A 5,637-nucleotide genomic window follows, 5' to 3' on the forward strand; every position below is an offset into this window, starting at 1 on the left:
GCTGAAAGCTGAAAGCTGAAAGCTGAAAGCTGAAAGCTGAAAGCTGAAAGCTGAAGACAGCGTAAAGAGAACCGCCCACACGGCAAGGCCATGGGGCGGTTTTTCTTCCAGCTTCACGCTGATGGCTTCACGCTCCGGCGAAGCCGGTCATTTCCAGAAATCGCGGATCGAGGCGACTCCCTGGGCCCCCACGGCGCGGGCATGGTGGGCATCGAATCGCGTCATGCCGCCCAGGGCGAAGACTGGCATGCCCGCATGCTCCACCAGTTGCTGGAAGTCATGCCAGCCGATCGGCGCCACCTCCGGATGGGAGGGCGTGGTGCGCAGTGGCGAGAGCGTCACGAAGTCGCAACCGATGCGATGTGCCTGATCCAGCTGCCGACGATCATGGGTGGAGGCGGAAAGCCACTTGCCTTCGGGCAACGGGCGCCGCTCCAGGCTCATCAAGCGGTCACTGGTCAGGTGAATGCCGTCGGCCGCCACGGCCTCCAACAGCGACGGTTCGCCATTGAGCACCAGGCGGACACCCCGCTCATGACACAGCGCCAAGGCCTGCTCGGCGCGCTTCAGGAAGTCCGCCTCACCCAGCGATTTGGCGCGCAGCTGGACCAGGCGTGTCCCGTCCTCGTCGAGGGCACGGGTCAGACGCTCCGCGAATTGTTCCTCGTCGGCCTCCTCCCCGGTGATCAGGTACTCGGTGGGCAACATCACCGCACGCAGGATCGGCAGGTTAGCCGCCGGGAAGGGGTAGTTCACCAGCTCGCTCATGGGTACCCAACGCACCGCCTGCCCTTCGCGACCGAAGGGCTCACCGGCGAAATCGTGCACCTGCCACACATCCAGCAGGATATGCTTGTCGGAATATTCGTGGTGGATGCGAATCAGTGGCTGCGCACGCCGGATTTCGACGCCGAGCTCCTCGTGGAGCTCGCGTTTCAGTGCTTCGAGGCCGGTCTCGTAAGGCGCCAGCTTGCCCCCGGGAAACTCCCAGAGCCCTCCGTGATCGACGTTGGAGGGGCGACGGGCAAGGAGCACCTCGCGACCATTGGCACTGATGATGGCGGCCGCCGCCACATGCACCCTTCTCTTCACCATTGCGTTCATTGACTCCTACCCGCTGTTCCACGCGGCCTTGCCGCCGCGCGAGGTTTCTGTCTAGCTGCCGACCATCCCCGCCAGTCAGCTACGATAGTCGGCATTGATGGTCACGTAGTCATGGGACAGGTCCGAGGTCCAGACGGTGGCGCTCTGCTCGCCGCGTCCCAGGGTGATGCGGATGACGACCTCCTCGCGAGCCATCACCGCACTGCCGGCCTCCTCGGTATATCCCGGGGCGCGCCCGCCATGCTCGACCAGGCGCACCTCGCCCAGGTCGATGACGACCCGGTCCACGTCGAACGCCTCGACGGGCGCACGCCCCACCGCGGCGAGGATCCGGCCCCAGTTGGCGTCGCTGGCATAGAGGGCTGTCTTGACCAGCGGCGAATGCGCCACGGTGAAGGCCACGTCAAGCGCCTCGCGACGGCTGCGCGCCTCGTCGACCTGCAGGGTCACGAACTTGGTCGCTCCCTCGCCATCGCGGACCACCGCCTGGGCCAGCTCGGTCATCACCCGCTGCAGGCCGTTGCGAAAGAGGGACAGAGCTGCCTCATCGGCCAATTCAGCACCACGGCCGGTGCTGATCAGCATGCAGGCATCGTTGGTGGAGGTATCGCTGTCGACGGTGATGCAGTTGAAGGAGTGCTCCACCGCCTCGCGCAGCAACTGGTCAAGCAGCACCGGCTCAAGCGCCGCATCAGTAGCCACGAAAGCCAGCATGGTGGCCATGTCGGGACGGATCATCCCCGAGCCCTTGGCAATACCATTGATGGTCACCGACTCGTTGCCCAGCGCCAGGGTCACGCTGGCGCCCTTGGCCTGGGTGTCAGTAGTCAGGATCCCCTCGCCGGCCTCTTGCCAGGCGGCGGCGCCATCGTCGAGGGCCTGCAGCGCCGCGGGAAGGCCCGCCAACAGGCGCTCCATGGGCAGCGGTTCACCGATCACCCCGGTGGAGAACGGCAGCACGCTCTGTTCGCTCACCCCGGCCAGCCGTGCCACTTCGGCACAGGTGGCACGCGCGTCCTGCAGGCCCGCCTCGCCGGTACCGGCATTGGCATTGCCGGTGTTGATCACCAGGTAACGCGCCCCTTCACCGCGAGCCGTGCAGGTGGCCAGGTGCTCACGAGCCACCGTCACCGGCGCCGCACAGAAGGCGTTGCGGGTGAAGGCCCCGGACACCCTTGCCCCTTCGGGTATCTCGATCACCACCAGGTCGCGGCGATCGCGCTTCTTGATCCCGGCCATGGCGGTACCGAGGCGCACCCCCTCGATCACCGGCATCGCCGGAAAACGTAACTTACCCACTGCCATGGTCTTCTCTCCTGTCTGGGATTCGCTTCGAGCGTCGAGCGTCGAGCAACGATAGAGTCCTCTGACTCGGAATCAGTCACCCGCGGCCCGCACCCCCGTAGCCCGCAGCCCATAGCCCATAGCCCGCAGCCCGCAGCCCGTAGCCCGTAGCCCGTAGCCCGTAGCCCGCAGCCCGTAGCCCGTAGCCCGTAGCCCGTAGCCCGTTAGCTCAGCTTCCCGCAGCACTGCTTGTACTTCTTTCCCGACCCGCAGGGGCAGGGATCATTACGGCCGACCTTGGGGCCTCCGCGGCGCAACGGGCGACCATCGGCCCCCGGGGCGGCCGGGGCATCGTCCTGGGCACCGGCCGCCACCGACGGCTCGTCGTGGCGGCTCGCCGCGCCGGCCTTCTCGCGCTCCAGCGCCTCGCGACGCTGGCGCTCCAGGGCCTCGACCTCCTCGGGACGGCGCACCTGGACATGGCTGAGAATGCGGGTCACGTCGGACTTGATATTGCTCAGCAAGTTCTGGAACAGCTCGAAGGCCTCGCGCTTGTATTCCTGCTTGGGATTCTTCTGGGCATAGCCCCGCAGGTGGATCCCCCGACGCAGGTGGTCCATGGACTGCAGGTGCTCCTTCCAGCGAGTGTCGAGCACCTGCAGCATCACCTGCTTCTCGAAACGGCGCATCAGGGCCTCGCCGGCCTCCGCCACCTTGGCCTGGTAGGCCTCGCGATGCATCGCCTGCAGTCGCTCGCGCAGTTGCTCCTCGTGGAAACGCTCGTCCTGTTCGGCCCAGTCGACTACCGGCGCGTCGAGGTTGAACTCGCTCTTCAGGTAATCCTGGAGGCCGGCCAGGTCCCACTGCTCGGGCAGGCTCTGGGGCGGTACGAACTCGCTGATGGCAAGGTCGAGCACCTCCTCGCGGATGCCCATGACGCTGTCGGAAACATCCTCGGCGGCCAGTATCTCGTTGCGCTGCTCGTAGATGACACGACGCTGGTCGTTGGCCACGTCATCATACTCGAGCAACTGCTTACGGATGTCGAAGTTGCGGCCCTCGACCTTCTTCTGGGCGCGCTCCACGGCATTGGAGACCATCTTGTGCTCGATTGCCTCGCCGTGCTCCAGCCCCAGGGCCTTCATCATGCGCTGCACTCGATCGGAGCCAAACAGGCGCATCAGGTTGTCTTCCAGCGAGAGGAAGAAGCGCGTCGAGCCGGGATCCCCCTGGCGCCCGGCGCGACCGCGCAGCTGGTTGTCGATGCGCCGTGACTCGTGGCGCTCGGAGCCGACCACGTGAAGGCCACCGGCCTCGAGCACCGCCTCATGGCGAGCCTGCCACTCGGCCTTGAGCTGTTCGATCTGGGCCTCTGAGGGGTTCTCCAGCTTGGCGACCTCGGCCTCCCAGTTGCCGCCCAGCACGATGTCGGTGCCCCGGCCTGCCATGTTGGTGGCGATGGTGACGGCCCCGGGACGACCGGCCTGGGCGATGATCTCCGCCTCGCTCTGGTGCTGCTTGGCGTTGAGCACGTTGAACCGCATCTCGGCCTGCTTCATCAAGTTGGCCAGGTACTCGCTGGTCTCGATGGAGGCGGTACCCACGAGCACCGGCCGGCCCGCTTCGGTCTGGGTCTTGACGTCCTCGAGGATCGCCTCGAACTTCTCCTCGGCGGTGAGGTAGACCAGGTCGTTGAGGTCCTGGCGGATCAGCGGTCGATTGGTGGGAATCACCACCACGTCGAGGCCATAGATCTGACGGAACTCGAAGGCCTCGGTGTCGGCCGTGCCGGTCATGCCGGAGAGCTTGTCGTAGAGGCGGAAGTAGTTCTGGAAGGTGGTCGAGGCGAGTGTCTGGCTCTCGCGCTGCACCGGCACGCCCTCCTTGGCCTCCACCGCCTGGTGCAAGCCCTCTGACCAGCGACGCCCCGGCATGCTGCGCCCGGTATGCTCGTCGACGATGACCACCTGACCCTCGCTGACGATGTAGTCCACATCGCGGTGGTAGAGGTGGCGAGCGCGCAGCGCCGAATGCATGTGCTGCAGCAGGTTGAGGTTCTGGGCGGCATAGAGAGAGTCCTCCTCGCCCAGCAAGCCCTCGCCACGCATCAGTTCCTCGACCTTGCGATGGCCGACTTCGGTGACCTCCACCTGTTTCTGCTTCTCATCGAGGATGAAGTCCCCGCTCTCCGGGTCCTCCTCGTCGCTGCACGCTGTGAGGTTCGCCGACAGGCGGTCGACGACCTTGTAGAGCTCGGTATTCTCGTCCACCGCCCCGGAGATGATCAGCGGAGTGCGGGCCTCGTCGATCAGGATGGAATCGACCTCGTCGACAATGGCGAAGTGCAGCTCGCGCTGCACCTTCTCTTCGAGCGAAAAGGCCATGTTGTCGCGCAGATAATCGAAGCCGAACTCGTTGTTGGTGCCGTAGGTGATGTCGCAGGCGTAGGCATGGCGCTTCTCCTCCGGCGTCTGTCCGGCGAAGATCACGCCCACCGAGAGGCCAAGGAATTCGTAGAGCGGACGCATCCACTCGGCATCGCGGCGCGCCAGATAGTCGTTGACCGTGACCACGTGTACGCCCTTGCCCGGCAGGGCATTGAGGTAGACGGCCAGGGTCGCCACCAGGGTCTTGCCCTCGCCGGTCTTCATCTCGGCGATGCGCCCGCGATGCAGGGTGATACCACCGACCATCTGCACATCGAAATGACGCATGCCCATGACGCGCTTGCTGGCCTCACGCACCGTGGCGAAAGCTTCCGGCAGCAGCGCATCGAGGGACTCGCCGCCCTCCAGGCGCTCGCGCAGCGCCTCGGTGCGAGCCTTCAGGGCCGTCTCGTCCAGGCCCTCCAACTCATTCTCCAGGCCGGTGACATCCGCCACCTGGCGGCTCATGCGCTTGACGTCGCGGTCGTTCTTGGAGCCGACGACCTTGCGTAACAGGTTGTTGATCATGAGGGATCCCATTTCAGCGTGTGGCATCGGGTCGCGGACAACGGTCCACGGCCTCTCCGAGCGATTTCTTCATCGGAGGCTGGGAGGGCCACGCCGCGTGAGGACATCATGAGCGGCAACCGGGAGACAGGGGGGGAAGGCGGCGTAGGCCACAGCCCTCACTCCCACCCTCGGCCAGCGGGCAGCTCGCCGGACCCAACGCACCAGGGCACGACGGTGGGCATGCAGGCGGGAACGCACGCGCAGCAGCGCCGGCACCAGGATGCTGACCTGGGCGGCACGCTCGACAGGGCGC

The 5,637-nt window shown here is 65.8% G+C and carries 3 protein-coding genes and 1 pseudogene; all 4 read right to left on the bottom strand.

All coding sequences use genetic code 11. The features are described 5' to 3' along the window. Positions 1-147: 147 nt before the first annotated feature. The gene (locus RI841_RS13890) at positions 148-1,095 is read right to left on the bottom strand and encodes a Nudix family hydrolase (protein WP_310706226.1); all 948 of its coding nucleotides are present in this window, start codon (positions 1,093-1,095) and stop codon (positions 148-150) included. An 84-nt stretch (positions 1,096-1,179) separates the two neighbouring features. Next, a complete protein-coding gene (argJ, locus tag RI841_RS13895) occupies positions 1,180-2,409 on the bottom strand; it encodes a bifunctional glutamate N-acetyltransferase/amino-acid acetyltransferase ArgJ (protein WP_310706227.1) in 1,230 nt (409 codons plus the stop codon). Between the two features lie 203 nt (positions 2,410-2,612). Continuing rightward, complete coding sequence (gene secA, locus RI841_RS13900; protein ID WP_310706228.1) at positions 2,613-5,342, bottom strand: preprotein translocase subunit SecA; 2,730 nt, start codon at positions 5,340-5,342, stop codon at positions 2,613-2,615. A gap of 69 nt (positions 5,343-5,411) precedes the next feature. Further along, positions 5,412-5,637: pseudogene (locus RI841_RS13905) on the bottom strand (hypothetical protein); the annotation flags it as partial.

Source organism: Halomonas sp. (assembly GCF_031581305.1).
Classification (GTDB): domain Bacteria; phylum Pseudomonadota; class Gammaproteobacteria; order Pseudomonadales; family Halomonadaceae; genus Halomonas.

What these genes read in the sequence shown, in the direction of transcription:
- argJ (WP_310706227.1), bottom strand. Translation starts at nt 2,409, where the DNA reads ATGGCAGTGGGTAAGTTACGTTTTCCGGCGATGCCGGTGATCGAGGGG.
- RI841_RS13890 (WP_310706226.1), bottom strand. Translation starts at nt 1,095, where the DNA reads ATGGTGAAGAGAAGGGTGCATGTGGCGGCGGCCGCCATCATCAGTGCC.
- secA (WP_310706228.1), bottom strand. Translation starts at nt 5,342, where the DNA reads ATGATCAACAACCTGTTACGCAAGGTCGTCGGCTCCAAGAACGACCGC.